The organism is Xenorhabdus yunnanensis (assembly GCF_028598805.1).
Classification (GTDB): Bacteria; Pseudomonadota; Gammaproteobacteria; order Enterobacterales; family Enterobacteriaceae; genus Xenorhabdus; species Xenorhabdus yunnanensis.
The window spans coordinates 1-447 of sequence record NZ_JAQRFI010000246.1 but is presented as its reverse complement, the minus strand read 5'-3'; the positions used below and the strand labels follow the sequence as shown (position 1 = coordinate 447).

The window sequence follows — 447 nt, the reverse complement described above, 5'->3', positions numbered from 1 at the left end:
TTGTTGGGTAAACACGTCAGCGTGCAGGCCTTCCGCGACAACGTGAAGAACGAACACACCGGCGCAGACGGCGGCCCAATCGAGGTGGCTAACGTGACGGCGGAGGAACTGACTGATGATGAACTGGCAGCAATCATATCCGGTAAGCGCGGAAGCAGCCGCGGCGGAACTGCTTAGACGGCGAGAGGCAAGAAGCGACCTCCAGGCGTTTATTCGTTATATCAACGCGGATTACATTGTTTCCGATTTCTCGCGTCAGGTCTGTGCGGCACTGGACGAATTTTTGATGGATATGATGGCGGGTCAGCGTCCTGTCCTGATATTGGGTGCGCCCCCTCAGCACGGTAAGTCAGATATTGTCTCGCGCTATCTGCCTGCGTACTTCTTTGGCCGGTATCCCGACATGCGTGTGGCGGGGCTATCGTACGGTAAGGATCTGGCCTCGGA

At 56.6% G+C, this 447-nt stretch carries 1 pseudogene; it reads left to right on the top strand.

The features are described 5' to 3' along the window. Positions 1-115 precede the first annotated feature (115 nt). Positions 116-447, top strand: a pseudogene (locus tag PSI23_RS22085) (phage terminase large subunit); the annotation flags it as partial.